General features: G+C 72.1%; 27 protein-coding genes. 14 read left to right on the plus strand and 13 right to left on the minus strand.

What is annotated here, in order from left to right:
• Positions 1-8: 8 nt before the first annotated feature.
• The 3 genes from OG254_RS25670 to OG254_RS25680 are packed head-to-tail and all read right to left on the minus strand — an operon-like array spanning position 9 to position 3538.
• On the minus strand, positions 9-2537 hold the full coding sequence (locus OG254_RS25670; protein ID WP_405585910.1) for an FtsX-like permease family protein: 2529 nt from the start codon (positions 2535-2537) through the stop codon (positions 9-11).
• 3 nt (positions 2538-2540) lie between these two features.
• Positions 2541-3305, minus strand: a complete 765-nt coding sequence (locus OG254_RS25675) for an ABC transporter ATP-binding protein (RefSeq protein ID WP_405585913.1) — start codon at positions 3303-3305, stop codon at positions 2541-2543.
• Positions 3302-3538, minus strand: a complete 237-nt coding sequence (locus OG254_RS25680) for a hypothetical protein (RefSeq protein WP_351195284.1) — start codon at positions 3536-3538, stop codon at positions 3302-3304. Before OG254_RS25680 ends, OG254_RS25675 begins: the two co-directional genes overlap by 4 nt.
• A gap of 171 nt (positions 3539-3709) precedes the next feature.
• Between OG254_RS25680 and OG254_RS25685 the strand changes: the two genes are divergently transcribed.
• The 3 genes from OG254_RS25685 (at position 3710) to OG254_RS25695 (ending at position 6979) form a co-directional block, all read left to right on the plus strand.
• Positions 3710-4987, plus strand: coding sequence for a sensor histidine kinase (locus tag OG254_RS25685; protein WP_405595187.1), 1278 nt, complete (start codon positions 3710-3712; stop codon positions 4985-4987).
• On the plus strand, positions 4975-5634 hold the full coding sequence (locus tag OG254_RS25690) for a response regulator transcription factor (protein WP_351195282.1): 660 nt from the start codon (positions 4975-4977) through the stop codon (positions 5632-5634). The genes OG254_RS25685 and OG254_RS25690 overlap by 13 nt, the downstream gene beginning before the upstream one ends.
• Positions 5635-5815: 181 nt before the next feature.
• Positions 5816-6979: a serine hydrolase domain-containing protein gene (locus OG254_RS25695; protein WP_405585916.1), complete on the plus strand. Its 1164-nt coding sequence runs from the start codon at positions 5816-5818 to the stop codon at positions 6977-6979.
• Between the two features lie 45 nt (positions 6980-7024).
• On the opposite strand, the gene OG254_RS25700 is transcribed toward OG254_RS25695, so the two are convergent.
• Together OG254_RS25700 and OG254_RS25705 are read right to left on the minus strand one after the other, a co-directional pair.
• The gene (locus OG254_RS25700) at positions 7025-7363 is read right to left on the minus strand and encodes a nuclear transport factor 2 family protein (RefSeq protein WP_405585918.1); all 339 of its coding nucleotides are present in this window, start codon (positions 7361-7363) and stop codon (positions 7025-7027) included.
• A 120-nt stretch (positions 7364-7483) separates the two neighbouring features.
• The gene (locus OG254_RS25705) at positions 7484-8404 is read right to left on the minus strand and encodes an LAETG motif-containing sortase-dependent surface protein (RefSeq protein ID WP_405585921.1); all 921 of its coding nucleotides are present in this window, start codon (positions 8402-8404) and stop codon (positions 7484-7486) included.
• A 250-nt stretch (positions 8405-8654) separates the two neighbouring features.
• On the opposite strand from OG254_RS25705, the gene OG254_RS25710 reads away from it, so the two are divergent.
• Positions 8655-10319, plus strand: a complete 1665-nt coding sequence (locus OG254_RS25710) for an alpha-amylase family glycosyl hydrolase (RefSeq protein WP_405585924.1) — start codon at positions 8655-8657, stop codon at positions 10317-10319.
• A 1-nt stretch (position 10320) separates the two neighbouring features.
• On the opposite strand, the gene OG254_RS25715 is transcribed toward OG254_RS25710, so the two are convergent.
• The 3 genes from OG254_RS25715 to OG254_RS25725 form a co-directional block, all read right to left on the minus strand.
• The gene (locus tag OG254_RS25715) at positions 10321-10971 is read right to left on the minus strand and encodes a DUF4142 domain-containing protein (RefSeq protein WP_405595189.1); all 651 of its coding nucleotides are present in this window, start codon (positions 10969-10971) and stop codon (positions 10321-10323) included.
• Between the two features lie 145 nt (positions 10972-11116).
• Positions 11117-11938 (minus strand): ABC transporter permease, encoded by an 822-nt coding sequence (locus tag OG254_RS25720; protein WP_405585926.1) that lies wholly within the window; start codon positions 11936-11938, stop codon positions 11117-11119.
• A gap of 31 nt (positions 11939-11969) precedes the next feature.
• A complete protein-coding gene (locus OG254_RS25725) occupies positions 11970-12905 on the minus strand; it encodes an ATP-binding cassette domain-containing protein (RefSeq protein WP_405585929.1) in 936 nt (311 codons plus the stop codon).
• A gap of 167 nt (positions 12906-13072) precedes the next feature.
• Here OG254_RS25725 and OG254_RS25730 point away from each other — a divergent pair, with 167 nt between their 5' ends.
• The 7 genes from OG254_RS25730 to OG254_RS25760 all read left to right on the plus strand — a co-directional run bounded on the left by OG254_RS25730 (position 13073) and on the right by OG254_RS25760 (position 18752).
• A complete protein-coding gene (locus OG254_RS25730; protein WP_405585932.1) occupies positions 13073-13786 on the plus strand; it encodes a TetR/AcrR family transcriptional regulator C-terminal domain-containing protein in 714 nt (237 codons plus the stop codon).
• 75 nt (positions 13787-13861) lie between these two features.
• Positions 13862-14140 (plus strand): hypothetical protein, encoded by a 279-nt coding sequence (locus OG254_RS25735; protein ID WP_351195269.1) that lies wholly within the window; start codon positions 13862-13864, stop codon positions 14138-14140.
• Positions 14141-14269: 129 nt separating this feature from the next.
• The gene (locus OG254_RS25740; RefSeq protein ID WP_405585935.1) at positions 14270-15112 is read left to right on the plus strand and encodes a carboxypeptidase regulatory-like domain-containing protein; all 843 of its coding nucleotides are present in this window, start codon (positions 14270-14272) and stop codon (positions 15110-15112) included.
• Between the two features lie 279 nt (positions 15113-15391).
• On the plus strand, positions 15392-15904 hold the full coding sequence (locus tag OG254_RS25745; RefSeq protein WP_351195268.1) for a hypothetical protein: 513 nt from the start codon (positions 15392-15394) through the stop codon (positions 15902-15904).
• Between the two features lie 125 nt (positions 15905-16029).
• Positions 16030-16875: a DUF4097 family beta strand repeat-containing protein gene (locus OG254_RS25750; protein ID WP_405585938.1), complete on the plus strand. Its 846-nt coding sequence runs from the start codon at positions 16030-16032 to the stop codon at positions 16873-16875.
• 93 nt (positions 16876-16968) lie between these two features.
• Positions 16969-17973 carry an ATP-binding cassette domain-containing protein gene (locus OG254_RS25755; RefSeq protein WP_405595191.1) on the plus strand — a complete coding sequence of 335 codons (1005 nt, stop codon included), beginning with the start codon at positions 16969-16971 and terminating at the stop codon, positions 17971-17973.
• Positions 17970-18752 carry an ABC transporter permease gene (locus OG254_RS25760; RefSeq protein WP_351195265.1) on the plus strand — a complete coding sequence of 261 codons (783 nt, stop codon included), beginning with the start codon at positions 17970-17972 and terminating at the stop codon, positions 18750-18752. Before OG254_RS25755 ends, OG254_RS25760 begins: the two co-directional genes overlap by 4 nt.
• A 49-nt stretch (positions 18753-18801) precedes the next feature.
• Here OG254_RS25760 and OG254_RS25765 read toward each other — a convergent pair whose 3' ends face one another.
• Positions 18802-19260, minus strand: coding sequence for an FxLYD domain-containing protein (locus OG254_RS25765; protein ID WP_405585942.1), 459 nt, complete (start codon positions 19258-19260; stop codon positions 18802-18804).
• Positions 19261-19435: 175 nt separating this feature from the next.
• On the opposite strand from OG254_RS25765, the gene OG254_RS25770 reads away from it, so the two are divergent.
• Positions 19436-20023 carry a hypothetical protein gene (locus tag OG254_RS25770; RefSeq protein ID WP_405585945.1) on the plus strand — a complete coding sequence of 196 codons (588 nt, stop codon included), beginning with the start codon at positions 19436-19438 and terminating at the stop codon, positions 20021-20023.
• Here the strand turns inward: OG254_RS25770 and OG254_RS25775 are convergent.
• The 3 genes from OG254_RS25775 to OG254_RS25785 form a co-directional block, all read right to left on the minus strand.
• Positions 19983-20171 (minus strand): hypothetical protein, encoded by a 189-nt coding sequence (locus OG254_RS25775; protein WP_351195260.1) that lies wholly within the window; start codon positions 20169-20171, stop codon positions 19983-19985. The two genes, OG254_RS25770 and OG254_RS25775, sit on opposite strands and share 41 nt — an antisense overlap.
• Before the next feature lie 88 nt (positions 20172-20259).
• On the minus strand, positions 20260-20628 hold the full coding sequence (locus tag OG254_RS25780; RefSeq protein ID WP_405585948.1) for a DUF6479 family protein: 369 nt from the start codon (positions 20626-20628) through the stop codon (positions 20260-20262).
• Between the two features lie 69 nt (positions 20629-20697).
• A complete protein-coding gene (locus OG254_RS25785; protein WP_405585951.1) occupies positions 20698-21150 on the minus strand; it encodes a VOC family protein in 453 nt (150 codons plus the stop codon).
• Positions 21151-21634: 484 nt separating this feature from the next.
• Here OG254_RS25785 and OG254_RS25790 point away from each other — a divergent pair, with 484 nt between their 5' ends.
• Both OG254_RS25790 and OG254_RS25795 read left to right on the plus strand, forming a co-directional pair.
• Positions 21635-23266 carry an IS200/IS605 family accessory protein TnpB-related protein gene (locus OG254_RS25790; RefSeq protein WP_405595193.1) on the plus strand — a complete coding sequence of 544 codons (1632 nt, stop codon included), beginning with the start codon at positions 21635-21637 and terminating at the stop codon, positions 23264-23266.
• Between the two features lie 128 nt (positions 23267-23394).
• Positions 23395-25356: a right-handed parallel beta-helix repeat-containing protein gene (locus OG254_RS25795; protein WP_405585954.1), complete on the plus strand. Its 1962-nt coding sequence runs from the start codon at positions 23395-23397 to the stop codon at positions 25354-25356.
• Between the two features lie 57 nt (positions 25357-25413).
• Here OG254_RS25795 and OG254_RS25800 read toward each other — a convergent pair whose 3' ends face one another.
• Positions 25414-26043 (minus strand): DUF305 domain-containing protein, encoded by a 630-nt coding sequence (locus tag OG254_RS25800; RefSeq protein WP_405595195.1) that lies wholly within the window; start codon positions 26041-26043, stop codon positions 25414-25416.
• Between the last annotated feature and the right edge of the window lie 108 nt (positions 26044-26151).

Raw genomic sequence — 26151 nt, forward strand, 5'->3', positions numbered from 1 at the left:
CACCGTCGTCACTCCCGTACCGACAGCGCGTCCGCGGGTGCCGTCCGCAGGGCCTGGCGGGTGGGCAGTTCGACCGTCAGGAAGGCCGTGCAGACGACCAGTGCGGCGAGGCCGGGCAGCAGCCATGCCGGGCCGGCGGGCCAGGGGCGCTCCAGGAAGCCGATGCCGAGGAGGGTCAGCGGGATCGCTGACAGCAGTACGCCTGTGGTGACGGCCGCCGTGGCGATCACCGCGGCCTCGCGGCGCATCATCGCCAGGATCTGCCGGGGTGTGGTGCCGTTCAGTCGGAGCGTGGCGATCTCGTTCCGGCGCTGGGCGGTCGTGGCGACCAGCTTGTTGGCGATGCTCAGCAGGAGATAGCCGAGGAGTACGACGATGACGGCCAGGTTGACCCAGACCTCGGGCGGAGCCTCGTCCAGGCCGTCGGCGTCGCCGGTGTCGGTCGGTGCGAGCAGCAGGCCGGGGTGCGCGGCGGCCGTGGCGGCGAGACTGCGCTCCGCCGCTTCCGTGCCGTCGGTGCGGACCAGGACGCTCTGGTCCAGCCCGGCGGTCGTGTGGTTCCGCGCGAGGTCGTGGGACAGGGCGACCGAGCCGAAGCCGAGGCCGCGTTCGTAGACGGCGACGACCCGGGCCGTGACGGGCGTGCCGTCCCCGAGCACCAGCCGCAGGGTCCGGCCCAGCTCCGCCCCGCGCGTCCGGGCGGCCTCGCTGCTCACCGCGACGGTGTTGCCGGTGAGCCGGTCCAGGTCGCCGTCCCGTACGTCGAGGTCGAGCACCGACCCCGCGTCCGGCGTGAGGATCATCGCCGTACCTGAATCGACCTCGTCCTCGCCGAACATCTTGTACGGCCACACCACGGTCGTGGAACTGACGGGGGCCGCCGCTGTGACGCCATCCGTGTCGCGTACGGCCGTCAGGGCGTCGGAAGGCAGTCCGCCGAGGCCGGGTGCGGTCAGGCGGTGCTGGGCGAGGGTGCCGTCGGAGACGTCGTCCGCGGTGGCCGCCATCACGGTGGTCTGCGCGAAGGTGTACGTCAGCACGAACACGACGGCCATCGCGAGGGCACTGACGACGCCCGCGAGCCGCATCGCGTAGCCGCGGATGTTGGACACCGCCAGCCAGGTCGGCGCCGAGACGCCGGGGCGCAGACGGCGGGCCGCCGTGTTGCCCAGGCCCTTGACCAGCGCGGGGCCCGCCAGCGCCAGGCCGATCGCGCCGAGGATCCCGGCGAGGGAGGTGGCCGTCGCGCCGAGGACCGTCCGGCTCAGCAGCGGCATGGCGGAGAGGGCGGTCGCGGCGACGATCAGCAGCAGACCGGAGTTGGTGCGCAGCTTCGACGGGGTGCGGGGTTCGCTGCGGGACTCGGCGACCGCCTCGGTGGCCGGCATGCGCGAGGTGCGCCATGCGGCACCCCGGGCCGAGACCTGGACCGCCCCGGCCAGCAGCAGGATCGTGGCGACGGCGGGGATCGGGCTGAGGGTGAGGGGGAGGGATTGCGGCAATACCCCGCGGTCGACGAGGAGGTCGCGGAACTGGCCGGCCAGCAGATAGCCGAGGGCCACGCCCGGCACGAGCGCCACGCCCGCGATGAGAGTGCCCTGTGTGGCCGCAAGTCGACGTATTTGCTTGGGAGTTGCGCCCACCGCCCGCATCAGGGCCAGGTCGCGGCGCTGCCCGGCGACCGCCACGGCCAGCGCGCTCGCCATCACGAAGCCGATGATCAGCAGCACGATGCCGGCCAGTGAACCGGCGAGCAGGATCAGCAGGGAGCGTGCCGCTCCGGCGCCGGGGGACTCGATGTCGCCCCGGTCGGCCCCGGTGGTCACGGTGAGGCCCGTGCCCTGGACTTTCTCGCGGGCCGCTGCCGCCACCTCGCCCTCGGCGCCGGGTTCGGTGCGCAGGGCGACCAGGTCGACGGTGGCGCTGCCGGACAGGCGCCGGGCCGTCGTGTCGGCGAAGAGGATTCCCGCGCCGGGTGCGTCGACCACCGCGGAGAGACGGTAGTCGGCGGCGGGGCGGCCCACCGCGACGATCCGTACCCGGTCGCCGACCCGGACGCCCGCGGCCCGCGCGGTCGCGCTGTCCACGGCGACCTCGCCGGAACGGGCGGGTGCGTCTCCCTGGACCTTCGGGTCCGTCAGCAGACCCGTCGAGGACCAGCCGTGCCCGGCGGTCTGCGGTTCCTCGGAGGACGGTACGACCCGGCCGCGGGCGTCGACGAGGGCGGCGGGGAAGCCGACGTCGCCGACCGCCTTGGTGACGCCGGGCAGCCGGGAGAGGTCGGACACCAGCTTCGCCGGGACGGTCCCCCGCTCCGGGAGCGCGATCGGCAGGTCACCGGCGGGGTGGTAGTTCTGGTCGGTGGAGACCACGACGTCCGCGCCGGCGAGGCGGTCGGCCGGGAGCTGGGAGCGCAGGCCGGACTCGGCCAGGACACCGGTGGCGGTGATGAGCGCCGCGCCGCCGAGGACCGCGCAGGCCACCGCGAGGAGCGCGGCGATGCGGTGACCGGCCATGCGTACCGCGAGATGCAACATGACTTACGCCTCTCCCAACGCGACGAGACGGGCGGCCAGTTCGGGTGCGGTGGGCTTGTGGAGGGTTTCCGTCACCTTGCCGTCGGCCATGACCAGGGCCTGGTGGGCCTGGGCCGCTGCGGCCGGGTCGTGGGTGACCATCACGACCGTCTGGCGGAGTTCGTCGACGAGCTCGCGCAGCAGGTTCAGCACCTGGTGGGCGGTACGCAGATCCAGCGCGCCGGTCGGCTCGTCGGCGAACACGACGGCCGGCTTGGCGACCAACGCCCGCACGATGGCGGCGCGCTGCTGCTGGCCGCCGGAGAGCTCGGCGGGCCGGTGACCGAGCCGGTCGGCCAGGCCGACCCGCTCCACCAGCGTCCGCAGCCACTCCTGGTCGGGGGCGCGGCCCGCCAGGCGCAGCGGGAGGGTGATGTTGTCGGCGATGGTGAGGGACGGGACGAGGTTGTAGGACTGGAAGACGAAGCCGATGCGCTCGCGGCGCAGTTCCGTGCGGCGGGTCTCGTTCAGGCCCGCGATCTCGTGCCCGTCGATCGCGATGCTCCCCTCGGTCGGGGAGTCCAGCCCGGCGGCGCAGTGCATCAGCGTGCTCTTGCCGGATCCGGACGGCCCCATCACGGCGAGGAACGTGCCGTGCGCGACCGTCAACGACACGTCGTCCAGGGCTCGTACGCCGCCAGCGTAGGTCTTGCTGACGTGCGCCAGCGCGATGGCGGGCGCGACGCCGGTGACCGTGGAGCGGTGGGCGCGCGCGAAGGGCGCCCTCATCGCCGGTCCCGCAGCCGCTGGACGACGAGCGCGGTCACGCAGAGCGCGGTGACCGCGCCGCAGGCCAGGTGGGCGGGCGTCGCGGCGCCGGCGTAGGAGGCGGCCATGTTGCCGACCACGCTCAGCACCAGCACCACCCACAGGACCGTACGGGCGAGGTCCGCGCCACTGAGGGTTCGCGGCAGGGGGTCGTCGGGGCCGGTCGTGAGGCGGTAGGGGTCGGTGGGCGTCATGGCCTGCTCCTTCGGCGGTCGCTGTCGGTCACCGAAGCTACGGATCGTGACCCCCTGTCTCCGAGCCCGCAGGCCGCCGTCTTCGGGGTACAGCAGGCTGTACTTCCGACCTCCCGGCCGTGACGGAGAACCGGCCGACGCCCTAGGGTCGTTGACGTGCACGCCGAAACCATGGAGGGCACGTCGGGCGGCGAGAAGGCCGCCCCCCTGCGCCCCGGCATCCGGGACACCGTCGTCCGCGCGGCCGGTGGCGCCGTCGCCGCGCTCGAACAGCTCGCCGGCGGGCTCGGTACGGCCTTCGTCGCGCTGGTCGTCCTGCTGCGGCTGGTGTTCGCCGCCGTCACCGTTCCGCTCGGCGTCGGGCTGCTGATGGCGCCCAAGGCGATACGCGCCCTGCACTCGCTGGCCGACCGCGAACGCGAACGGCTCGGCCGCTGGGGGCCCGAGGTCATCGGCCCCGGTCCGGCACCGACACAGCTGCGCCTTGCCCTCGTCGACCTCACCACCCGGCGCGAGCTGCGCTGGCTGCTGCGCCACGCCACGCTGGGGTTCGCGCTGGGCATCTTCGGCATCCTGCTGCCGCTCATGGCCGTACGCGACTCCCTGTTCCCGGCGTACTGGCAGTGGATCCCGAAGGACGCCGACAGTACGTCGGTGGGGTTCGGACCCGCTCAGACCTGGGCGGACGCCTTTGCCGTCGCGCTGCTGGGCCTCGGCTGGATCGCGATCATCGTGGGGCTCACCCCGGGCATGGCCCGGCTGCAGGCGGCGCCCGGACGGCGGCTGCTGTCCGCCGGACCCGACGTGGACCTGTCCCTGCGGGTCGCCGAGCTCACCGCCACGCGGGCCGCCGCGCTGGACGCCCACGCCATCGAACTGCGCCGCATCGAGCGCTCGTTGCACGACGGCACCCAGAACCGGCTCGTCACCGTCACCGTGCTGCTCGGCGCCGCCCGCCGCATGGCGGCCCGCGACCCGGCCGGCGCCGACGAGATCCTGGAGCGCGCGCAGGGCGCCGCCGAACAGGCCCTCGCCGAACTCCGCTCGGTCGCCCGGGGCATCCTGCCGCCGGTGCTGGCCGACCGCGGCCTCGAAGGCGCCCTCACCGGACTCGCCGCGTCCTGCGCGGTGCCCTGCCGGATCGACGTCGACGCGCCCGCCCGGTGTGCCGCGTCCGTCGAGGCCACCGCTTACTTCGTCGTCGCCGAGGCCCTCACCAACATCGCCAAGCACAGCGGCGCCGAGGAGGCCACCGTCACCGTCCGCTCGCACGGCGGGCGGCTGCGGCTGACCGTGACCGACGACGGCCGGGGCGGCGCCGATGAGGAGGGGGGCTCGGGGCTGACGGGCATCCGCGGCCGCGTCGCCGCCCTCGACGGCACCCTGTCCCTGACCAGCCCACGCGGCGGCCCGACAACTCTGGAAGTGGAACTGCCATGCGGATCGTGATCGCCGAGGACGACCCGTTGCTGCGCGAAGGGCTCGCGCTGCTGCTGCGGGCGGAGGGCCTGGAGGTCGTCGCCACCGCCGGCACGCCCGACGGCATCCTGGACGCCATCGACGAGCACAAGCCGGACGTCGCCATCCTCGACGTACGGATGCCGCCGACGCACACCGACGAGGGGATCGTCGCGGCCGTCGAGGCGCGGCGCCGGCGGCCCGACCTCGCGGTGCTCGTGCTGTCGGCGTACGTCGAGCAGAGCTTCGCCAGTGACCTGCTGGGCGGCGGGGTGGGCGGACTCGGGTATCTGCTGAAGGAACGGGTCGGCCGGGTCGAGGAGTTCCTCGACGCGCTGCGGCGGGTGGCCGACGGCGGCACCGCCATCGACCCCGAGGTGGTCGCCCAGCTGTTCACCCGCAGCCGCCAGGACACCCGCCTGGAGCGGCTCAGCCCCCGGGAGCGGGACGTGCTCGCGCTGATGGCCGAGGGCCTCGGCAACAGCGCCATCGCCGAGCGGCTCGTCGTCACCGACGGCGCCGTGCACAAGCACATCCGCAGCATCTTCGCCAAGCTGGACCTGTCGCCCGCGGACCAGGTGGACCGCCGGGTGGCCGCGGTGCTGCGGTATCTGGAGGACGTGCAGCGGCGGGGCTGAGGTGTCGCAAGGACGCACGGCAGCGGGGTGAGGTACAGCTGGCTGTACCTCGCCACGGGCCCAACCACCACCACACAGACGCCAGTTGGCCTGATCGTCCGAACGCGGCCCGGTTCCTAGGTTGGTGACCGCAGCGCAGACGGCGTTGCTGACACCGACCGATCCGCAAGGAGCACCTGCCATGAAGCGCACCGCCACGGCCCTGGTCGCCGCGATCGCCGCGTCCGTCCTGACGATCCCCGTCGCGTCGGCCACCGCCCAGTCCCCGCACCCCGCTCAGGACTCGCTGCGGGACCGCGTGGGCGCCGTGATGGAGACCGGAACCGTCGGCGCCGTCGCCCGCTCGACCGGCCCGCGCGGACAGCGCTCCGCCGCCGCGGGCGTCATCGACAAGGCCACCGGCGAGGCGGCGCGCCCCGGCGACCGGTTCCGGATCGCGAGCGCGAGCAAGACGTTCGTCGCCACCGTGGTGCTGCAGCTGGCCGGCGAGGGGCGGCTGTCGCTGGACGACACCGTCGAGGACTGGCTGCCCGGCGTCGTCTCCGGCAACGGCAACGACGGCAGCACGATCACCGTACGGCAGCTGCTCCAGCACACCAGCGGGCTGTACAACTACACGGGCGACTTCCCGCTGCTGGCGAGCGTCGAGGGCTTCGAGGCCGGCCGGTACACCACCTGGACCGACGAGCAGCTGGTCGCCATCGCCATGAAGCACAAGCCGGACTTCGCGCCCGGCACCAAGTGGTCGTACTCCAACACGGGTTACATCCTCGCCGGGATGATCATCAAGAAGGCCACGGGCCACAGCTGGCAGCAGGAGGTCACCCACCGCATCATCAAGCCGCTGCACCTGCGCAACACCTCCGCCCCGACCACCGAGACCCACATCCGCGGCCGCCACCTGCACGGCTACTCCAACTTCGGCGGCTCCGGCGCGACCATCGACGTCACCGAGTTCAACCCGAGCGCGGCGGGCGCGGCCGGCGCCATGATCAGCACGACCGCCGATCTGACCCGCTTCTACCAGGCCCTCCTCGGCGGGCACCTGCTGCGCCCGGCCGAGATGAAGGCCATGAAGACGACCGTGCGCACCCCCGACCTGGACGTCGTCTGGCCCGGCGCGAGCTACGGCCTCGGCCTGATGCGGATCCCGCTGACCTGCGGCGGGTCGTACTACAGCCACGCCGGCGACCTCCCCGGCTACACCACCCGCGACGGCGTCAGCGCCGACGGCCGCCGGGTCGTGGTCCTGTCGACCACGGGCGACGGCGCGGCCGACATGTCCACCGAGCACGCCCAGAACAAGCTGATCGACGGCGAACTCTGCGCACCCGGCCGGAAGTAGCGCCAGTAGCGTCGAGCGGTTGGTGTACTTCGGCGGGGCGTCCCCTCACACCGCGCCGCCGAAGTACACCTGCACTTCCCTGATCAGCCCGTCCCGGACGGTGATGGCCTCGACGTTGCGGTAGCGGCCGCCCGCGGCGAGCTCGTACTCGTAGTAGGCGAAGACGAGTTCGGCGTCGGCCGGGGTGACCTGCAGCATGCGCTGTTCCTTCATGCGGTCGGCGGTCGGGAAGCACCGCTCGAAGAAGGCCGCCTTGTCGATGTGGTCGTCCCTGGGGCTGGTGAAGGTGAAGTCGTCGGCGTACAGGGGGAAGGCGGCTTCGCGGTCCTGCGCCTGATAGTGGCGGAACGCCGCCCTGACGATGTCCGTAGGAGTGCTGGTCATGCGGGGCTCCTGAGCGGTGGGACGGTCCTCTCCGTCACCGTACCCATCGCGGACGCACGCTGCGGTCGCACCACGAAGGGGCCCGGGGAAATCACCCCGGGCCCCTTCACATGCCGTCGGTCAGGAGCGCGCCGTGCGCCGGCGCTTCGACGCCACGACGAACGCCGCGCCACCCGCGACCAGCACGAACGCGCCGATCGCGATCGGGCCGGTCGCGCTGCTGCCGCCCGTCCGGGCGAGGTCGCCGCCACCGCCGCTGGGCGAGGGGGCCGGGGTGGAGGCCGACTCGGAGGGCTCCGGGGCCGGGGTCTCGGAGGCCGGCGGCGTCGTCTCCTCGGCCGGGGTCGAGGGCTCGTCCGTCGCCGGCTCGGACGGCTCGGCGGGCGGCGTGGTCGGGGGCTCCTCGGTCGCCGGGGGCTCGGTCGTGCAGTCCTTCGTGCCGCCGTTCCAGGCCGCGATCAGCTTGTCCTTGATGACCGGGCGGTCCGGGCCCTTGGGCAGGTCACCGTGCTCGAAGCCGTCGTTCGCGTCGAGCTTGCCGTCGAACTTCACCGCGCCCCGGTACAGGTCGACCTGCGCGAAGCAGCCCGCGTCCGGGACGGCGATGTCGAGGGTGTCGGTCCCGCCGGGCTTGACCGTGACCGAGTCGAAGTCGACGAAGACCTGCTCGCCGGAGGTCGCGAAGGTCGACCCGTGGGCGAGGTAGGAGGCGAGCGAGGCGGTGCAGGTCGTGGCGTCGGCGGCGGCACGCACCGAGACGTGGACCTTGCCGTCGTCGGTGACCTTCAGGTTCTGGTCGTCGACCTTGACCGAGTCGTAGAAGTTCGTGCCGTCCAGCGAGAACTGGCAGCGGTCGGTGGCGGTTTCCGTGCCGGCGCCGGTGCCGGGCTGGTAGGCGCCGCCCGACTTCCAGCCGTCCCCGCCGGGCGTGCCGTGGGCCCAGGCGCCGGAGGCGGAGGCGACGGTGGCCGCGCAGAGGGCGAGCGACGCGGCGCCCGTCCCCAGCAGGCGTCGCGCGATGACACGTCTCGCTATGGACATGCGTATCCCATCGTGGGGTGAGTGAGCGAAGGAGAAACACTGGGCTCATTGGTCACATGCGCCTCAGAGTGAGCACATCGTCGGGGGCGGGGAGACCGCTGTCAACCTGCGTAAACGCAACGGAAGTTCAAGAGGCAATCACAATTCCATCACGCGGGGAACGATCCCCTCCGCTCCTCGCGGTGTTCGCTTTTCTGGCGAAGTGGACAGAGTTCTCACTGTCGTCCGTACGCACCCACGAGGAGACCGCGTGACTGACCGCACCACCACGCCCGACCTCTCGTCCAGCAACCCCGACTGGTGGCGCCAGGCCGTCATCTACCAGGTCTACCCGCGCAGTTTCGCCGACGCCGACGGCGACGGGCTCGGCGACCTCAAGGGCGTCGCCCAGCGCCTCACCCACCTCGCCGCGCTCGGCGTGGACGCCCTGTGGCTCAGCCCCTTCTACCCCTCCGAACTGGCCGACGGCGGCTACGACGTCGCCGACTACCGCGACGTCGACCCGCGCCTGGGCACCCTCGACGACTTCGACGCCATGGCCGCCGAGGCCCACCGCCTCGGCCTGAAGGTGATCGTCGACCTGGTCCCCAACCACACCTCCCACCAGCACGTCTGGTTCCAGGAGGCGCTGCGCGCCGGCCCCGGCTCCGCCGCCCGCGAGCGCTACGTCTTCCGCGACGGCCGCGGCCCGCACGGCGAACTCCCGCCCACCGACTGGCAGTCCGTGTTCGGCGGCAGCGCCTGGCGCCGGGTCCCCGACGGCCAGTGGTACCTCCACCTGTTCACCCCGCAGCAGCCCGACCTCAACTGGGAGCACGAGGAGGTGCGCGCCGACTTCCGCACCACCCTGCGCTTCTGGTCCGACCGCGGCGTCGACGGCTTCCGCGTCGACGTGGCGCACGCCCTCGCCAAGGACCTGAGCGAGCCGCTGCGCGATCTCGGCGCCCCGGAGCTGAGCGGCGAGGACGCGCTCCCCGCCTTCCCGCCCGGCACCCACCCCTTCTACGACCGCGACGAGGTCCACGAGATCTACCGCGACTGGCGCAAGATCCTCGACTCCTACCGCCCGCCCCGCATGGCCGTCGCCGAGGCCTGGGTGAACCCGAGCGCCCGCCGCGCGCTGTACGCCCGCCCGGACGAACTGGGCCAGGCCTTCAACTTCGAGTATCTGCAGGCTGGTTGGGACGCCGGTGAACTGCGGCAGGTCATCACCGACTCGCTCGCCACGGCGCACGCGGCCGGCGCCTCCGCGACCTGGGTGCTGTCCAACCACGACGTCGTACGCCACACCTCCCGCCTGATGCTCCCGCCCGGCACCGACGACAACGCCTGGCTGCTGTCCGGCGGCCACGCCCCGGCCGTCGACGACGCCGCGGGCCTGCGCCGCGCCCGCGCCGCGACCCTCCTCATGCTGGCGCTGCCCGGATCGTCGTACGTCTACCAGGGCGAGGAACTCGGCCTGCCCGAGGTCGCCGACCTGCCCTTCGAGGTCCTCCAGGACCCGATCTGGGAACAGACGGGGCGGGTGCGCAAGGGCCGCGACGGCTGCCGGGTGCCGCTGCCGTGGACGACCACGGGGCCGTCGTACGGCTTCGGCGCGGGCGGGTCCTGGCTGCCGCAGCCGTCGGGCTTCGCGGCGTACGCCGTCGAGGCGCAGGACGGTGTGGAGGGCTCGACGCTGGAGCTGTACCGCAGGGCTCTGCGCCTGCGCCGCAAGCTGCTGGAGGGGGAGGAGTTGGAGTGGGTCGCGGACAGCCCGTCCGGGGTCCTGCACTTCGCCCGCTCGGAGGGCTGGCGGTGCGTGGCCAACCTCTCCGCGGCGGCCGTCGAGTTGCCGCCGGGTGAGGTGCTGCTCGCCAGCGCGCCGTTGCAGGACGGGCTGCTGGGCCCGGACACGACGGTCTGGCTGGCGTAGATCAGGGTTTCAGCGTCACCTGCGGTTCGCCCGATGCCGGTGGTGGCGGGGTCAGGTCCTGGGACGGGAGCTTCGGCGGGGTCGTCTCCTGGAACAGGACCTGGTCGAAGTCGACCAGCCCCGTCTTCTCCATGACCGTGATGTGGTCGAGCACGGTGTCGTTGGCCTGGTCGGCGAGTTGCCGTACCAGGGAGTTCTCGGTCGTGGCCCGGATCTCCGCGACCGTGGAGAAGATCTGGCCGTGCGTGGTGCGCAGGATGTTCGCCATGTCGCTGTCGAACTGCTTGCCGGAGTCGGCGTCGAGCGTCGCGACGAAGCCCTGCTGCTGGGGGCTCGGCCGGTTGGGCAGGGTGATGTGCAGCCGCGCGGCGATCCGGCGGCAGGTGGCGTCCAGCGCCGCGTGCCCGGAGACCAGGTGCTGACCGGCCGTGCGCACCGCACCCGTGGTCCCTTTCCGCAGGGCCATCTTCCCCACCGGGTACTCCCACAGCCCGGCCGCCCGCACCTTGACGACGAAGTCGCGGTCGGCCTCGGTCAGCGGGCCGGTCGGGGTCTGGGCGATGACCCGGGTCTGGGAACTGGAGACCGTGCTGAAGCCGAGCATCGAGGGATAGGCGAGGGCGGCGAGGGTGAGACTCAGGGCGCCGCCCACCAAGAACGTGCCGGTTGCCTGTCGAGTGATGCGCACCGAACTGCCTCCTGCCCCGGGGTCGTCGTACGTGAAGTACGGACCCCGGGGCGTGGAAAACCTTTTGGCTTGGCATCTGTCCCGTAAAGCGATTCCCGTGGCGGGCGCCTCAGCGCTCGGCGCCCTTGCGGAAGGTCGAGCGGGCCCACAGGTAGCCGATCAGGGCGAGGCCCGCGCACCAGGCGAGCGCGATCCAGGCGTCGTTGCCGATGCCGGTGCCGAGGAGCAGGCCGCGCAGGGTCTCGTTGATGGGGGAGAAGGGCTGGTACTCGGCGAACCAGCGCAGTCCCGTGGGCATCGAGTCGGGGGTGACGAAGGCGCTGCTGAGGAAGGGCAGATAGATCAGCGGCATCGGGGCGTTGCTCGCGGCCTCGATGGTCTTGGAGTTCAGGCCGATCGCGGCGGACAGCCAGCTCAGGCCGAAGGCCAGGAACATCAGCAGGCCGAGGGCGGCGGCCCACTCGACGGCCGAGGCGTCGGGGCGGAAGCCGATCGCGTACGCCACCCCGGTCACCAGGGCGAGGATGCACACGACCTGGACCATGTTGCCCAGCACATGCCCCGTGAGCACCGAACTGCGCGAGATCGCCATGGTGCGGAAGCGGTTGATGATGCCCTCGGTCATGTCGGTGCACACGGAGATCGCGGTGGTGATCGTGCCGGAGGTCACCGCCATCACGATGATGCCGGGGACGAGGTAGTTGATGTAGGCGTCGCGGTCACCGACGCCGATGCCCTCGCCGATCGCGCCGCCGAAGACGTACACGAACAGCAGCAGCATCAGGACGGGCAGCGTGACGATCTGGACCGTCAGGGACGGATAGCGCTGCATGTGCTTGAGGCTGCGCCGCAGCATCGTCATGGAGTCGCGCAAGGCGTAGGAGCGGGTGGGCGCGGCGGCGGTGGTGGCGGGGGTGGTGGCGGTGGTCATCGTGGTGTCCTTACGGCAGGTCGGGTGGGGGTCAGGCGGCGACGGACTGGTGGGTCTCGGTCAGCGCGAGGAACACGTCGTCCAGGTCGGGCGTGTGCACGGTGAGCGACTCGGCCTCGACGCCGGCCGACTCCAGCAGGTCGAGGACCGCGCGGACGGTGGCGGGGCTGCCGTCGCCGGGGATGTGCAGGGCGAGGTTCTCCGGGTCGCGGGAGGCGACGTCGAACACCGCGGCGGCGACGTCGAGTCGGCGCTCGTCGGCGAACCGCAGCCGGATGTGGGCGCCGGGGATGCGGCGCTTGAGCTCGTCGGCGGTGCCCTCGGCGACGATGCGGCCGCCGTTCAGCACGGCGATGCGGTCGGCGAGCTGGTCGGCCTCCTCCAGGTACTGCGTGGTGAGGAAGATCGTGATGCCGCGGTCGTCGACCAGGCCGCGGATCAGCTGCCACAGCATGCGGCGGCTGCGCGGGTCGAGGCCGGTGGTCGGCTCGTCGAGGAAGATGATGCGCGGGTCGCCGACCAGGGTCATGGCCAGGTCGAGCTTGCGGCGCATACCGCCGGAGAAGGTGGCGGCGGTCTTCTTCGCCTCTTCCGCCAGGTCGAAGCGCTCCAGCAGGTCAGCGGCCCGGCGGCGGCCCTCGGCGCGGCTGAGGTGGTGCAGGTCCGCCATCAGCAGGAGGTTCTCCTCGGCGGTCAGCAGCCCGTCGATCGCGGCGAACTGGCCGGTCACGCCGATCGACCGGCGTACGTCGTCGGCCTGCCGGGTGAGGTCGTGACCGGCGACGCGGACCTCGCCGGCGTCGGCGCGGATCAGCGTGGACAGGATCTGGACGGTCGTGGTCTTGCCGGCGCCGTTCGGGCCCAGCAGGGCGAAGACCGAGGCCTCGGGGATGCGCAGGTCGATGCCGTCGAGCACCGGCTTCTCCCCGTACGACTTGCGCAGGCCCTGTGCGTGGATGGCGGTCATGACTCTCCCCGGTGACGTGGATCGGTGACGTGGATCGCGGTGTGGATCCGCAACTTGAACGGTGTGCAACTCGATGACTTGCACACCGTAAAACCAGACTTGCACGGTGTGCAAGTCCTTTCGTCCGAGAACTTTTACGGTGTGCAAGTGACGGTTAGGCTGGACCCATGGCGCGAGAGACCCTGAACCGAGAACAGATCGTCCGCGCGGCGATCGAGCTGCTGGACGCCGAGGGCATCGACGGGCTGAGCATGCGCAAGCTCGGCCAGAAGCTGGGCTCGGCGGCCACGGCGATGTACTGGCACGTCGGCAACAAGGAGAACCTGCTGGTGCTCGCGGCCGACGAGGTGTGGAGCGAGGTCCGGCTGCCGGACGTCCCGGCGGTGGGATGGCGGACGGCGGCGCGCGAGCTGATGTACGCGGCGCGCGAGCTGTGCGACCGGCACCGCTGGCTGGTGCGGGTGATCACCACGTACGCGGGCTACAGCGAGGGCATGGCCGGCTTCCAGGAGCGTGCGTACGAGACCTTCGAGGCGGCCGGGTTCCGGGACGCCGACCTCGACTGGGCGGTGAGCACCCCGTTCATGTTCGTGACGGGGCTGGCGTTCATGAGCTCGACCGACGCCGCCGAGGTCAAGGAGCGGACGTCCGCGGACGGGGCCGCGCAGTCCGAGGCGGATGCCGCGCTGGTGGCGCAGGCCGGCGCCATCGCGGAGAAGTACCCACGGCTGCTGGCCAGCATGGAGGGGCAGGCGCAGCGCGGGCAGACCTTCTCGGAGCAGGTCGACGCGGTCTTCGCGTTCGGCGTGGAGACGATCCTCGACGGGCTGGCGGCCCGGCTTGCGGCGCGGGCGGACGCCGTCCGAGTGGTCTCCGAGTGAGATCCGGGTGAGAGGCGCGCGCCGCACGCGTGGCACATCGGGCGGCGCTGCCCCGCTGCCCGAGGATCCGATCGCGTGGCAGGCACCTTCGACGAACTGGTCGCGATGCAGCAGGCGGCGGACCAGGCACACAGCCGGGTGGAGGAGCTGCGGGACCGGTACGGCCCGCCCACCCGCACCCCGTGGACCCAGCCGCAGACCGAGGCCTACGAGACGGCCTGGCGCACCTGGCGCGACCTCGCCCTGGCCGTCCAGACGGCCGTCACCGAACACGCGACGGAGCAGGGCGCGGCCCGCAGCCAGACCGAGGCGGACGTGAAGACGGCGGCCCGGCATCCGGGCGGCGGGCTGTGAAGCCGGACGGGTGGTAGGCGTCGCGCGCTCGGCTCGTACGGGCCAACAGTGCGTGTCATCGGCGGGCGTCGCCGGGAGAATCGCAGGTGGGGGTGGGGTGCCGCCGACGTGTGAGGAGCTCCGCCGACGATGAGCAGGTCTTGCAGGTCCCGCAGGTCTTGGAAGACGTCGGCTCTCGGGTTGCTCGCGGTGGCGGGCGCGGTGGCGGTCGCGCTCGTCGCGCCGGGGACGGCGTACGGCGGTGCGGGCCCCGCAGGACCGGTCGGCCACGACTTGTGGGGCGCCGCGACCATCGAGCCCGGCCGCGAGGGCATCGTCCAGGTCGCGGGTTATGCCGGGGAACCGCTGGGCGCGGGATCGGTGCTGACGTTGACGGCGCCGGCGAAGACGCGCGTGACGGGTGCGCCGTTGGCCTGGCTCGGATACCGGGGCGCGGTGGCAGTGGGCGGGAACAGCGGGACGTACACCTTCGTGGGGGCGTCCCCGTCGGCAGGGGCGCCGGTGTCGGCGTGGCACAGCCCTGCCTTCCCCTTCGTCCTGTCGGTCCCGGCGAACGCCGAACCAGGCACCCGCCTCCCCGACTGCACCCTGACCCTGAGGGACGCGACGGGCGCCGTGCGCGGGCGCGGCACCTGTTCCGTGACGGTCGGTCTGCCCGCGCCGACCCTGTCCCGCCCCACGTCGGGCGTACCGCTGGGCGCGTTGCCGCAGGCGTCGGGCGCGGCCTACCCGGGCGCCCAGGTCACGGTCCGCGACGCGCTGGAGCAGGAGGTCTGCGCGACGACGGCGGCGCCGGACGGCACCTGGTCCTGCGTACCCGGCCTCGCCCTCCCGGCCGGGACGGGCCGCCTCCAGGCGACGGCCACCCTGAACGGCGTCAGCGCGCTGAGCGAGCAGATCGACATCATGGTGGTCGGGTCGGCAGGGGAGCAGCACGACACCGTGTCGGACGGTGGGGGCGGGCGGCTCTAGGGCGCGGGGAGCGCATTGCGCGGCGTTGCGTGGCATCGCGTGGCATCGCGTGGGCCTTGCTCGGCGCCACATGGTGCCGGGTGGCGCCATCGCGTGCCACTTCGGCGCCATTTCATGCTCGTCGGCGCGCTTGGCTGCACATGGCGCCACCGTGGCTCAGATCGGCCGCGGAGTGTTTTCCCAGGTCAGGGCGTTCTGTCGACGACTCCCGGTGGTGTGCGCCGCGCGCGGCACCCAACGGCCTTGCGCATGGCGCCATTGTGGTGCCATGATGGCGTCATGGACCTCACCCCGTATGTCGACACCCTCCGCCGCGAACTCGCGGTGGCCGCCGAAGCCGGTGGGGAGGACGCCCGCGAGCTGGCCGAGCGGCTCGTCGCTCCGCTGGAGTCGGCGACCCGACTGACCATGCTGAACGTGCTCTCGGCCGCGATGGACGAGATCACCCGCGAGCTCGCCCCCGGCTCGGTCGACGTACGGCTGCGCGGGCTCGACCCCGACTTCGTGGTGACGCTGCCGCACACCGACGCCGCCGTCCCCGCGGAGCCGATCGCGCCCGCCGAGGCACTCACGACCCCGGCCGAGGGCGACGAGGGCGGCACCGCCCGCGTCAATCTGCGGCTGCCGGCCCACCTCAAGACCCGCGCCGAGGAGGCCGCGAGCCGCGAGGGCCTGTCGGTCAACGCCTGGCTGGTGCGAGCCGTGTCGGCGGCGGTCGACGGCGGCGCACGGCCGCGTACGGCACAACGGACCCACACCGTCGGACAGAGCTTCACGGGCTGGGTGCGCTAGCCGCACCCCCGACCCGCACCACTTCACCGGCAGCACTTCACCCGCACCACTTCGCCGGCAGCACTTCAACCCCACCACGTCCCATCAGCGGGGACGCCACCAAGACCCAAGAGGACGCCACAGCCATGCCTTCTTTCGACACTCCCGGACCGATCTCCGTCGCCGCCTACGTGGACGCCGGCTCCATCCGCTTCGCCGCGAGCGACCGCCTCGACACCGTCGTCGAGGTGGTGCCCCGCGACCCGAAGAAGGACCGTGACGTGCGGGCCGCCGAGCAGGTCGAGGTCACGTTCGCCGGCGGGACCCTGACCGTCCGGACCCCCAAGCAGCGCAACTCGCTGCGCCGCCCCGGCATCCTCGACGTGACGGTCGAAGTGCCCACCGGCTCCCGCATCGACATGACCGGCGCCTGGACCCAGGTGCTCGGTGAGGGCCGGCTCGGCGAGACCCGCGTCAAGACCTCGTCCGGCGACGTCCGCCTCGACACGACCGGACCGCTGCATCTGACCGCGTCGCACGGCTCGATCACCGTGGACCGGGTCGAGGGCGCGGCCGAGATCACCACCAGCACCGGCAGCCTGCGCGTCGGCACCGTCGACGGCTCCGCCGTCCTGAAGAACTCGCACGGCACGACGATGGTCGGCGCCGTGACCGGTGACCTGCGGGTGAGCGGTGGCCACGGGGACATCGACATCGCGCACGCCGAGAGCTCGGTCGTCGCGACCACCGCCCACGGCACGGTGCGCGCGGCCGACGTGGCCCGCGGATCCGTCCAGTTGGAGACCGCCTACGGCGCCATCGAGGTCGGCATCCGCGACGGCTCGGCCGCCTGGCTCGACGTCAGTTCCGGCTCCGGGCAGGTGCGCAACGCGCTCACCGCGTCCGAGGCCCCGGAGAAGACCGAGGACACCGTCGAGGTCCGCGCCCGCACCCGGTACGGCAACATCGACGTCCTTCGCGCCAGGGCCTGAGCGCCGGCCCCCGCGACCTCGCCCGCACCGCCCAGTCACCTCACCACCCTTCGATCGGGAGGGCCCATGCCTTCTTCTGTCATGCCCATGCCCATGCCCACCCCGCGGCGGGGCGACGGCACGCAGTCGCCCGCCGCCATCTCCACCATCGGTCTGCGCAAGTCGTACGGCGACAAGACCGTCCTCGACGGCATCGATCTGCGCATCCCGGCCGGCACCGTGTTCGCGCTGCTCGGGCCGAACGGCGCCGGCAAGACCACCACCGTGCACATCCTGTCCACGCTCATCGCCGCCGACGGCGGCCAGGCCCAGGTGGCCGGGCACGACGTCGCCGCCTCACCCGACGGCGTCCGTGCCGCGATCGGGGTCACCGGGCAGTTCGCCGCGCTCGACGATCTGCTCACCGCCGAGGAGAACCTGCTCCTCATGGCCGACCTGCTGCGCCTCGGCAAGCGTGAAGGGCGCTCCCGTACGACGGAGTTGCTCGAACGGTTCGAGATCGCGGACGTGGCGAAGAACCGCGCCGCGACCTTCTCCGGCGGTATGCGGCGCCGCCTCGACCTCGCCATGACGCTGGTCGGCGACCCGGAGGTGATCTTCCTCGACGAGCCGACGACCGGGCTCGACCCGCGTAGCCGCCGCACCATGTGGGACACCGTGCGCTCGCTCGTCGCGGGCGGCACGACCGTCTTCCTCACCACCCAGTACCTGGAGGAAGCCGACCAGTTGGCCGACCGGATCGCCGTGCTCGACGGCGGCCGGATCGTCGCCGAGGGCACCGCCGACGAGCTCAAGGCGCGGATCCCCGGCAGCCACGTACGGCTGCGGTTCACCGACCCCGCCGAGTACGAGCGCGCGGGCGCCGCCTTCCCCGGCGCGGCCCGCGACGACGAGAACCTCGCCCTGCGGGTGGCGGGCGACGGCGGCCTCGACGCGTTGCGCGCCCTGCTGGACCGGCTCGACGCCGCCGGCATCCGGGCCGCCGACTTCTCCGTGCACACCCCCGACCTCGACGACGTGTTCCTCACTCTGACCGGCCACGGCACCGCCGACGCCGGTACCGGCACCCCGCTCCACGTCAAGGAGACCTCGCGATGAGCACCCTCACCCTCGCCGTGCACGACTCGACGACGATGCTGCGGCGCAACCTGAAGCACGCGATCCGCTACCCGGCCGTCGGGCTCGGCAGCGCCATGACGCCGATCCTGATGCTGCTGCTGTTCGTGTACGCCTTCGGTGACTCGATCGGCGCCGGGATGGGCGGCGGCCGGGACGCGTACCTGAACTACCTCACCCCCGGCATCATCGTCATGGGAGTGGCCGCCGGCTCGATGTCGACCTCGATCGCGGTCTGCTCCGACATGACCGAGGGCATCATCAACCGCTTCCGCACCATGAACATCACCCGCTCGTCGTTCATGACGGGGCATGTCATCGGCAGCGTCATCCAGACGATGCTGTGCATGGTCCTGGTCGTGGGCGTCGCCCTCGCCGTCGGCTTCCGCTCCGGGGCGAGCCCGCTTCGGTGGCTGGCCGCGGCCGGCCTCCTGGCAGCCATCGCCTTCGCGGTGACCTGGCTGTCGGTGGCCCTCGGCCTGATCTCGAAGACCGTCGAGTCCGCGAGCAACAAGCCGCTGCTGATCCAGTTCCTGCCGTTCCTCGGCTCGGCGTTCGTGCCGGCCGAGTCGATGGCCCCGGGCCTGCGTTGGTTCGCCGAGAACCAGCCGTTCACGCCGATGACGGAGACACTGCGCGGCCTGCTCTCCGGCACGGAGATCGGCAACAGCGCCTGGATCTCCCTCGCCTGGTGCGCCGGCATCGCCCTGCTCGGGTACACCTGGTCGCGCTCACTGTTCAACAGCACGACCAAGAGCTGACTGTTCAACAGCACCACCAAGAGCTGAAAGCCGACCGCCCGCTCCGGTGCTAGTAGCGCACCGCCCGCTCCACCTCGGCCCGTACATCCCCGCTCAGGTCGCGCGTGCTGCGGGCCGTGGCCTTGCCGGACTTGTTCGCCGCCACGTCGGACACCGTCACCACCGCCGCGTCGAGCAGATTGCCGTTCTCGTCCTTGAAGTTGACCTGGACGGCGAAGGACTTCGTCGAGTCCGTGGTGTTGTCCGCCGTGACCTCCACCGACGCGCGGCCGTCGGAGTCGGTCGTCGGGTCGCCCAGCTTCACCGCGTCCGTGGCGTCGATGCCGCCCGCGATCTCGTCGAGTTGGCGGTTCGCCTCCGCCGTCGCCGAGGCGTAGGCCGACGCCGCCTCGCTGGCCACCGACGAGGGGGTGTCGTCGTCGGAGCAGGAGGCCAGGGCGGGGACGGCCAGGGCGGCGGCCGCCAGGAGGATCGTGGTGGTTCTCCGGCGGGGGCGGTGAGCGGGCATACGGGGCTCCAAGGGTTCGATCCGGTCTCCTCAGTGAAGATCCGCATCGCCCCCCGCGCACTCCGGGCGTCACCCGATCGGCGTCTCCCCCGTGGTGGGCACCCCCTGACCGGCCGATCGTCGTACCGACCGCGGAACCGTCCGCGGAACACGCGAGAAGTGGGGTACGGCAGCCATGAGCCAGCAGCAGCCGCAGTCGCATGCGAGCGATGCCGCCCATAGCCCACCGGGAACGCAGACGGCCGGTGGACCCGGTGGACCGGGTGGATCCGGTACGTCCCGGGCGACCTGGCCGTCCGCAGGCGCCGACACCACGCCGGGCACCGCACCCGGCCCCGCCCCCGCCTCCGGCTGGGTCACCGGCTCACTCGTCTTCGCCGGTGTGCTGATGCTGGTGAGCGGGCTGCTCGCCATCCTCCAGGGCATCTCCGCCATCGCCGAGGACGACGTGTACGCCCGGATCGGCGACTACGTGTTCAAGGCCAACCTCACGGCATGGGGCTGGATCCTGCTCTGCCTCGGCGTCGTCGCCGTCGGCGTCGGTGCGGGCATCCTTCAGGGAGCCTGGTGGGCGCGGATCACCGGTATCTTCCTGGCGTCCTTGAGCATGGTCGCCCACTTCCTGTTCCTGCCGTACACACCGGTCTGGTCCGTGGTCATGGTGGGGATCGACTTCTTCGTGATCCTCGCGCTCGCCCTGGCCCCGGACGCCTCGGACGCGGCTAACGCCGCGCAGCGCGGTAACGCCTCAGCAGCTCGGTGACCCTGGCCGGGTCCTTGCGGCCGTTCAGCTCGGTGAGCAGGTCGTCGGGGCACAGCTCGTAGTGATCTCCCCAGAAACGGCGGCCGTGGTTGTCCCAGATGCGATAGCCGCCGGGCACACCCCGGGCCACATAGCGCCGCCTGCTCAATCGACCCCCAGCCCGAGCCACCCTGTCCTGTCCGGACAGGGTGGCATCAGGCCATGGCCCCCGTCGCGCTCTTTTCCGGCTCCCCGGCTCAGCCGTGTCCCAGGCCGCCCCCGCCGAAGGCCCCGCTCTTCCCGGGCAGCCAGCGTTTGCGGTGCTGGTCCTCGCTGCGCCTGCTGCCCGCGTGGTGCAGCTCGTGCGGCAGGAGGCGTTCTCGGCCCACCGCGTGCGGGACCTCGTCCGGCTCCCTCAGCTCGCGTTCCTCATGGACCGCGCCGGTGTCCGGCAGATGTGTTTGTTCCTCGGGAGTGGGCCGTGGCAGCTCTCGGTCACGGACCCGCATGCCGAACTGCACCGCCCAGACCAGTGCACCGGCGATGACCATTCCACCAACGAAGGCGGCGATCACGTTGAGTACTTCGCTCGACGTGGCCGCTAGTTCAAGCGTCGCCGTACTCATGCCCCAATTATCACCGAAACGGGTGAATAAGCTCCCGCAGGAATGAGCGGTTCCGTCGCTCCGGCGGATCTACGCGCGTTCACCTGCTTCGGCGTCCGCCTCATCCAGTTCCGTGAACAGCGTCAGCTGAAGCGCGCCGGGCGCTTCGAGGCGTGAGTTGAGGGAGTTCCACGGCGTGCGGGTGGGTTCCGCCAGGACCTCGGCCCCGGCCGCCGCCAGCCTCGCCGTGGTGGCCGTGGAGTCGTCCACCTGGAAGGCGACCCGGATGTGCCCGGCGACCCGGCGGCCGACCTCCACCTCGTCGATGAAGCCAGCGTGGTTCGGGTCGGTCAGCTCCAGCGTGGCCCTGCCCGCCTCCAGGATGGTGACCCGGCCGTCGGGGGAGGAGAACGCGGCGCGCTCGGGGAGGCCGAGCTCGTCCCGGTAGAAGCGCAGCGCCTCGTCGTAGTCGGCCGCCGTCACCACCAGGCGGAGCTCGTGCACGCGGGCGGCGGGTTCGGCCGGTGTTGCGGACTCTGACATGTGCGGCTCCTCTTCGACGGTCTTGACTGGTCAACCCGGCCGCCGGGGCGGGTGATTCCCGCGCCCGTGCCCGCCTCGCCCACCTCGTCCCGGTCTTCCTCACCCGGCCCTGACCGCGGCCCGCTCGGTCCCGCCCGCGGTGGCTGCCCGGTCAGGAACTCCCGTGCGACGAGCCGGCTCCACCGGCCCAGTACCCCTCGTAGGCGGCTCCCGACGTCCATACGTCGAAGTGCTGCTCTGCCATGCCCGTAACGATCCTCCGTCCGGCGGGGGTTTGGAGCTGCTGTCGCTGTGGTGTGCTCAAGCGTGTTGTGGTGAGCAGGAGCGAGTGCCGGTGGTCTTGGCTCCGCGCGTGCCGGCCATGGCGTCGCCTCTCCGGGAAGGAGCAGATGTTCTCTCTTCGAATGTGTGACCTTTTCGGGCGATGCTCGTTGGTTGCGGTGACGGGATCTTCGGCGTGGGGCCGGGCGGGGGTGACGACGGGGTGGGCGGGCTGCGAGCACTGGCGAAGCCGTTCGTCGGGTCCGGCCCCACCGGTGCGGCGGTTCGGACCCGGCTCAAGCACCTGACGCCTGAGGATGAGAAGGTGCTTGAGCTGGTTGGCGCACACCTCGGCTCGCTCGCCTCGAAGGATCTCAAGACCCGCTGCGCAGACGGTCAGGAACACTCAGCCGACGCGTGGGCTGTGCGTAAGCGGGAGCTGACAGCGGTGTCGTCGTCGCGGTGGGCGGGCAGCATCACCAAGGCCACGCATGATCAGTGGGCGCTCGCCCGCCGCTGCCAGTCGGCCCATATCCACAGCCTCGTAGTGGGCATCAGCACGATCGGGCACCGACTGTCGCTCCCCGTGGGCGAGACGGGCAGCAAAAGAGCTCCGGGCGGCTACCGCTCCCGTCAGGAGTGGCACGCCAAGGCCCGCCGCCTGCACGTCCTCGAAGACCGGCTGGCCACCGAGCAAGCCGACCGCGACGCTGGGATCGTGCACGTGACGCGCGGAGGGAAGCGCCTGGCCCTCACCCGCCACCACCTCAAGGCCGCCCAGCTCACCGAGGACCAGTGGCGGCAGCGGTGGGAAGCCGAACGCTGGTTCCTCCAGGCGGACGGCGAGTCGGGAAAGCGCTACGGCAACGAGACCATCCGTGTCAGCCCCGATGGCGAGGTGAGCATCAGGCTGCCCGCGCCGCTGGCAGACCTGGCGAACGCGCAGCACGGCCGCTATGTCCTCGCCGCGCGGGTCGCTTTCCTGCACCGGGGGCCGGAGTGGTCCGACCGCGTTGAAGCGAACCGAGCCGTCGCCTACCGCATCCACCTGGATGTAGCACGGGGCCGCTGGTACCTCACCGCGTCCTGGCAGTACCAGCCGACGAGCACGATCCCGCTTCAGGCTGCCCTGGCCGAGGGCGTGATCGGCGTGGACACCAACGCCGACCACCTTGCCGCCTGGCGTCTCGATGCCTACGGAAACCCGATCGGCAGCCCGCGCCGCTTCTTCTACGACCTGTCCGGCCCCCGCGATCATCGCGACGCCCAGGTCCGGCATGCCCTGTCCCGACTCCTGAACTGGGCGAAGACCTGTGGCGTCAAAGCGATCGCGGTCGAGGACCTGGACTTCGGTGCGGAGAAGACCCGGGAGAAGCATGGACGTAAGAAGCGCTTCCGACAGCTGATCTCCGGCATGCCCACCGGAAGGCTCCGCGCCCGGCTGACCTCCATGGCCGACCACACGGGCATCGCGATCATCGCCGTGGATCCGGCCTACACCAGCCGCTGGGGCGCCCAGCACTGGCAGAAGCCCCTCACCGGCAAAAACCGCAAGACCACTCGCCACGACGCTGCCGCCGTGGCGATCGGAAGGCGCGCCCAGGGACACCCGATCCGGCGACGGACGGCACCGCCCCCTGCTCACCGGAGTGATGAGCAGGGGCATCGGACCGCCCAGGCCAGGCCGGGCGCCCTTGGGCGTGAGGGAACCCGCCCCCGCATCCCCGGACCACGGACACGATCCGTCGGCGCCGGATGTGGAGCGAACGCGGGGGACCAGAACGCCCAGCACCGTTCGGGGCGTTCGGCTGAGCATGAGTTCTGGCAACAGGACTCACTCCCGCTCAGTCCTTAGGAACGGTCCGAAACCTCCGTATGCCGCGACAGCGACCAAAGACGCGGCGCGAGCGACGATCGGCCGACGCGCGCCGGGCCGCCCTCGCTCGACCATGGACACGTCCGGCTGACGGGAGGAGCGGGAACATGGCGGACCTGCGGGTAGGGGCGGTCGTCTCGGCGATGGTGGTGGCGCTGTCCGGTGGGGCGTGGGCGGCCCCGCCCACGGCCGCGGCGACGGGCGGGCGCCCGGCCGCGCAGGAGTTGTACGTGGCGCCGTGGGGGAACGACGGGTGGCCGGGCACGTTCGAGCGGCCGTTCGCTACGCCGGGGCGTGCCCGGCAGGCGGTGCGGGCCAAGACTGCCTCGATGACCTCGGACATCGTGGTGAATCTGCGGGGCGGGACGTACCGGCTGACGGCTCCGCTGCGGATGTCGCAGGCGGCCGGCGACTCCGGCCGGGGCGGCCACCGGGTGGTCTACCAGGCGTACGGCTACGGCACGGCGCGGCAGGAGCCGGTGACCCTCAGCGGTGGCCGGCGGATCGGGGGATGGCGGCCCGATCCGCAGCGGCGGGGCGTGTGGCGGGCGGACGTCGCCGCGCTGGAGACCCGGCAGCTGTACGTGGAGGGCAGGCGGGCGGCGCGGGCGAGCCTGGGCGACGGGATCCCCGGCGAGCTGAAGGTGACCGGCACCGGCCTCACCACCACGAGCGCCGTCCCCCGTGGCTGGCGCGCGCCGCGCGACATGGAGCTGCGGTTCCGGTTCGACTACCTGGAAGGGCGCTGCGGCATCGCGGGCATCTCGCGCGGCCCGCGCGACGGGACGACGATCACCATGGACCAGCCGTGCTGGCGGCTGGCCCGCGACCTGTACGGGCCGGAGCTGCTGGCCCTGCCGTCCGACGTCGAGAATTCACCGGACTTCCTGGACGAGCGCGGGAGTTGGTACCTCGACCGCTCCCGTCCCGGACACCACGCGCTGCTGTACCGGCCGCGGGCGGGCGAGGACATGCGGCGGGCGGACGTGACGGCGCCGGTGCTGCAGACGCTGGTCGGCGGGAGCGGCGGCGCGGGCCGGCCGGTGCACGACATCGCGTTCAAGGGGCTGACGTTCGCGCACGCCGGCTGGACGGCGCCGAGCGAGCCCGCCGGATTCGCCGCCGCGTGGAGCATGTACCTGCGGCCGGGCAGGGGCGATGAGATCAGGCTGCTCACCGTGCCGGGGAACGTCGCCTTCCGGCATGCCGAGCGGATCGCCTTCCAGGGCAACCGGTTCGTCCATCTCGGCGCCCAGGGGCTCAGGTTCTCCGGGGACAGCTCGCACAACACGGTGGACGGCAACGTCTTCACCGACATCTCCGACGGCGGCGTCGCGCTGGGCGTCCTGCCTCCCAGCGCGACGGGCACGAGCCGCGGCAACCGCGTCACCGACAACTGGATCCACCACACCGGGGCGGATTACCACGCCTCCTCCGGCATCTGGGACGGCGGCAGCCGGCGGACGACGATCGCACACAACCAGGTCGACCACGTGCCTTACACCGGCATCCTCTCCGGCCCCGCCGAGGACGTGCGCGGCCTGATGAGCGGCAACCGCATCGTCGGCAACCGGGTCTTCGCGACCAACCGGCTGCTGGCCGACGGCGGCGGCATCTACCTGCGCGGCGAACAGGGCACCTCGTACGCGGACGGCGCGGTCGTCAGCGGCAACGCCGTCACCGACAGCGCGTACGGCATCTGGAACGTCGGCATCTACACCGACGACAGCAGCAGGTGGATCACCGTGCGCGACAACGCCGTCCACGACTACCGGGCCTCGATCGGCGGGTGCAGCGAGGACTGGGGCGACCGGCCCGTCCGCGACGTCCGCTTCCATGGCAACTTCTGGGACGACACCGTCCCCGACTGGCTGCCGCGCCGGGACCACCCCGGGGGCTGGCCGCCCGCACCGGACTGCGGCGACCCGAAGAACCTGGAGTTCAGGGGCAACACCCTGCTGACCCCGGCCGACGCCGCCGCGGACTGCGCGGCGCGTGCGGTGTGCGCCGGGATCGTGGATCGGGCCGGGCCCAGGGAGTCGTATCAGCGGCGGTTGGGGCTGAGGTGACGGGGGCGGCGGGCGGCGGTCCGTGGGTGTGGGGGAGGGCCGCCGCCCGCCGGAACGTCAGCTGCCGGTCTTGCCGAGCAGCTTGTTCATCTCCTCGATCTCGGCGCTCTGGGCGGTGACGACGGCGTCGGCCAGCTTCGTCGCCGGTCCGAACCGGCCCTCGGCCTTCTCGGTCCGGGCCATCTCCACGGCGCCCTCGTGATGTTCGACCATCAGGGTGAGGAACAGGGTGTCGAAGGCCTTGCCGGACGCCTTCGTCAGCTCGGCCATGTCCTTGTCGTCCATCATCCCGGCCATGCCGGAGCCGCCGCCCGAGTGGCCGGAGTGGTCCATGCCGGGCGCGGCCGACGGCACGTCCTCACCCCAGGACTTCAGCCAGCCCGACATGGTGCGGATCTCGGGGTCCTGGGCCTCGCGGATGCGCGCGGCGAGGTCCTTGACCTCGGCGGACGAGGCGCGGTCGGCGGCCGTCTCCGCCATCTGCAGCGCCTGCTGGTGGTGCGGGATCATGCCCTGCGCGAAGGAGACGTCCTGGTCGTTGTGCGCGCCGGCGCTCGCGGAGGACGAGGCGGACGGGCCGGCGGCGGTGTCCGAGCCGTCGCCGCCGCACGCGGCGAGGACGAGGGCGGCGGTGACGGCCGTCGCGGCCAGGGCGGCGCGACGGACGAGGGGACGCGTGCGCGTCATGCTGGTCATGGTGAGAACTCCTGCGGTGTACGTGAGTTGCCGCGCCCTCGCGAGGGCGTGACACGGGCATGGCTGAGTGCCGTACGCCCCAGCGATGAGGGGGGACGG

The organism is Streptomyces sp. NBC_01092 (genome assembly GCF_045039535.1).
Lineage (GTDB): Bacteria > Actinomycetota > Actinomycetes > Streptomycetales > Streptomycetaceae > Streptomyces.

Excerpts from the sequence above, each read along its gene's own strand:
- OG254_RS25670 (WP_405585910.1), bottom strand. The coding sequence starts at position 2,537 with ATGTTGCATCTCGCGGTACGCATGGCCGGTCACCGCATCGCCGCGCTC.
- OG254_RS25675 (WP_405585913.1), bottom strand. The coding sequence starts at position 3,305 with ATGAGGGCGCCCTTCGCGCGCGCCCACCGCTCCACGGTCACCGGCGTC.
- OG254_RS25680 (WP_351195284.1), bottom strand. The coding sequence starts at position 3,538 with ATGACGCCCACCGACCCCTACCGCCTCACGACCGGCCCCGACGACCCC.
- OG254_RS25685 (WP_405595187.1), top strand. The coding sequence starts at position 3,710 with ATGGAGGGCACGTCGGGCGGCGAGAAGGCCGCCCCCCTGCGCCCCGGC.
- OG254_RS25690 (WP_351195282.1), top strand. The coding sequence starts at position 4,975 with ATGCGGATCGTGATCGCCGAGGACGACCCGTTGCTGCGCGAAGGGCTC.
- OG254_RS25695 (WP_405585916.1), top strand. The coding sequence starts at position 5,816 with ATGAAGCGCACCGCCACGGCCCTGGTCGCCGCGATCGCCGCGTCCGTC.
- OG254_RS25700 (WP_405585918.1), bottom strand. The coding sequence starts at position 7,363 with ATGACCAGCACTCCTACGGACATCGTCAGGGCGGCGTTCCGCCACTAT.
- OG254_RS25705 (WP_405585921.1), bottom strand. The coding sequence starts at position 8,404 with ATGTCCATAGCGAGACGTGTCATCGCGCGACGCCTGCTGGGGACGGGC.
- OG254_RS25720 (WP_405585926.1), bottom strand. The coding sequence starts at position 11,938 with ATGACCACCGCCACCACCCCCGCCACCACCGCCGCCGCGCCCACCCGC.
- OG254_RS25725 (WP_405585929.1), bottom strand. The coding sequence starts at position 12,905 with ATGACCGCCATCCACGCACAGGGCCTGCGCAAGTCGTACGGGGAGAAG.
- OG254_RS25730 (WP_405585932.1), top strand. The coding sequence starts at position 13,073 with ATGGCGCGAGAGACCCTGAACCGAGAACAGATCGTCCGCGCGGCGATC.
- OG254_RS25740 (WP_405585935.1), top strand. The coding sequence starts at position 14,270 with ATGAGCAGGTCTTGCAGGTCCCGCAGGTCTTGGAAGACGTCGGCTCTC.
- OG254_RS25745 (WP_351195268.1), top strand. The coding sequence starts at position 15,392 with ATGGACCTCACCCCGTATGTCGACACCCTCCGCCGCGAACTCGCGGTG.
- OG254_RS25750 (WP_405585938.1), top strand. The coding sequence starts at position 16,030 with ATGCCTTCTTTCGACACTCCCGGACCGATCTCCGTCGCCGCCTACGTG.
- OG254_RS25755 (WP_405595191.1), top strand. The coding sequence starts at position 16,969 with ATGCCCACCCCGCGGCGGGGCGACGGCACGCAGTCGCCCGCCGCCATC.
- OG254_RS25760 (WP_351195265.1), top strand. The coding sequence starts at position 17,970 with ATGAGCACCCTCACCCTCGCCGTGCACGACTCGACGACGATGCTGCGG.
- OG254_RS25765 (WP_405585942.1), bottom strand. The coding sequence starts at position 19,260 with ATGCCCGCTCACCGCCCCCGCCGGAGAACCACCACGATCCTCCTGGCG.
- OG254_RS25770 (WP_405585945.1), top strand. The coding sequence starts at position 19,436 with ATGAGCCAGCAGCAGCCGCAGTCGCATGCGAGCGATGCCGCCCATAGC.
- OG254_RS25780 (WP_405585948.1), bottom strand. The coding sequence starts at position 20,628 with ATGAGTACGGCGACGCTTGAACTAGCGGCCACGTCGAGCGAAGTACTC.
- OG254_RS25785 (WP_405585951.1), bottom strand. The coding sequence starts at position 21,150 with ATGTCAGAGTCCGCAACACCGGCCGAACCCGCCGCCCGCGTGCACGAG.
- OG254_RS25795 (WP_405585954.1), top strand. The coding sequence starts at position 23,395 with ATGGCGGACCTGCGGGTAGGGGCGGTCGTCTCGGCGATGGTGGTGGCG.
- OG254_RS25800 (WP_405595195.1), bottom strand. The coding sequence starts at position 26,043 with ATGACGCGCACGCGTCCCCTCGTCCGTCGCGCCGCCCTGGCCGCGACG.